This is a genomic window from Bradyrhizobium sp. SHOUNA76, from assembly GCF_023006445.1.
Taxonomy (GTDB): Bacteria; Pseudomonadota; Alphaproteobacteria; order Rhizobiales; family Xanthobacteraceae; genus Bradyrhizobium.
Genome location: NZ_JALBHA010000769.1, coordinates 1 through 2,064, shown reverse-complemented (window position 1 = coordinate 2,064; position 2,064 = coordinate 1). Strand labels below are relative to the sequence as shown.

2 protein-coding genes and 1 pseudogene are annotated in these 2,064 nt (G+C 65.2%); 1 reads left to right on the top strand and 2 read right to left on the bottom strand.

What is annotated here, in order from left to right; translation table 11 throughout:
• Window positions 1–151, top strand: a pseudogene (locus MOV74_RS36855) (TIGR03809 family protein); the annotation flags it as partial.
• A 121-nt stretch (window positions 152–272) separates the two neighbouring features.
• On the opposite strand, the gene MOV74_RS36850 reads toward MOV74_RS36855, so the two are convergent.
• Window positions 273–581 carry a GIY-YIG nuclease family protein gene (locus MOV74_RS36850; protein ID WP_246932278.1) on the bottom strand — a complete coding sequence of 103 codons (309 nt, stop codon included), beginning with the start codon at window positions 579–581 and terminating at the stop codon, window positions 273–275.
• A 195-nt stretch (window positions 582–776) separates the two neighbouring features.
• Window positions 777–2,064 (bottom strand): TIGR03808 family TAT-translocated repetitive protein (locus MOV74_RS36845; protein WP_246932276.1); only part of this gene is annotated, 1,288 nt, incomplete at its 5' end.

The window sequence follows — 2,064 nt, the reverse complement described above, 5'->3', positions numbered from 1 at the left end:
GGTCGCCGCGCCCGCTGCAATGGCAGCGCTCCTGCCCCAGTTCGCCCCGCCCGCGGCCGAAATCGTCGCGGCCCCCGACCGCGTCGTCGAATTCACCCTCAGCCTGGACGGCCTGGAGGCCAAGTACCCGCTGCTCAGGAACGCGTTCTAAGGCGGCGAGGGCAGAAGCAGCCACCCCTCTCGTTTCGTCATCCTGAGGCGCGAGCGATGGGGCGCATCGCGCCCCATCGGGAGCCTCGAAGGATGAACGGCCCGTCTTTCGCCAGACCGCGCTACTTCTTCGATCTCGGCATTCCCCCGCGCCGCCGGGCAAACTGGCTCACGGCCTCCCAATCCGATCGAATGAGCGCTTCCTTCTTTGCGCGGCTCCATCCCTTGAGTTGCCGCTCGGCGGCAATGCCATCGGTGATGCGATCGAAATATTCGGACCACACCAGGACGACTGGCCGCCTCGAATAAGTATATCCGGGATAAGCTCCGGCGTTGTGCTCATCGACACGCTTTGACGTGTCCTCGCCGGTCGCGCTTCCAATGTAGAACGAGCCATCCGCGCATCTCAGCATGTAGATATAGATGCCCACAACATCATCCTTCGAGGCTCCCCACGTGGCGCGTTGCGCCACGTGTCTCGCACCTCAGGATGACGGCAGTGCTTGGGTTGTCAAATTTTATTGCGACAACCTCAGGATATCCCGTCATCCTGAGGTGCGAGTTTCGCGGTGCAGGGCACCGCGGAGCGAGCCTCGAAGGATGAACGGCCCGGCTGTTAGCCGCGCCTACCGCCGCACGGCATTCCCGCCGAGCACCACCTGCGCAAACCGCTGCGCGCCGTCCGCTGACAGATCCGAGGTCACTGCACGGGCGTGATCGAGGCCGACCACGGCGCCGCGTGGGGTCTCCGAGATCATGTTGTTGTTGACCAGCGCGATGCCGGCGCCCGGAACGACGGAGACGCCGACACCCGCCAGGGCCTTGCGGATCACGTTGCCCGTGATCGCGACGTCGCGCAGATATTTGCCCCAGCCGGCGACGATGCCGTAGGACGGCGCGTTCTCGATCACGTTGCCGGTCACCGATGAATCGGCCTCGATGTAGATGCCGACGCCGGCGTCGTCGTCCGGCGCGGTGCCGATCGGGCGCTTCGGGATCAGATTGCGGATGATGTTGCCCTGGACCACCGCGATGCGGCCGCCTTCGTTGAAATTGCAGACGGAGACGCCGACGGCGGCGCCATCCACGGTGTTGTTGGCGATCACTGCCGCTTCGAAGCCGAACTCTGAATACAGCGCGACCTCGCGCACGTCGCTGACGCTGTTGCCTGATATGTGGATGTTCGAAGCGGAGTTGCCGCGCACCGCCGAGTAATCACAGTTCCTGATGCGGTTGCCGCGCACGATCACGTTGCCGGCACGGAAGGCGTTGATGGCGTTGCCGTACTGACCAGAGCCGCCGGGCCCGGCCTTGATGTTCTCGATGCGGTTGTCAGTGACCAGCGTGCCGTCGTCGCCGATCGCGGTGCGCAGGATCTCGATCCCGTTGTCGTTGGTACCGATGATGGTGTTGCGGGAGACGTTGAGGCCTTTGGCATCGAACGACACCACCGCCGTCAACGCGATGTCAGTGAAGATATTGCCGGAGATCTCGCCGGACACCTGCTCGAGCCAGATCCCGCTGCCGCCCGCGTTCATGATCTCGCAATCGGCGATGCGGACGTCGCGTCCGCCGAGAACGTGGATCAGCCCGCGGCGCGTCGGCAGCGGAATGCTGCCGCCGTCGAAGGTGATGCCGGTGATGCCGGTGAGGCCGATGGAGCCAGAGCCGTCGCTCTGGATCGCCGAGGCGCCGCCGGTGAAGAGAATCTTCGTCGCTCCGCGCACACCGATCAGTTGCGCGCCGTTCGGCAGCCGCAGCAGCCCGCTGCGGTAAACGCCGGGCGGTAACGCCAGCGGCATCTGCGCCCGCGCGGCCTCATCGATTGCACGTTGGAGCGCGCGGGTCTGATCTTCGCTGCTGCCGGGCCTTACGCCATATTGCGTGGCATCGCGGCCGAGCAGGGACGTCAGC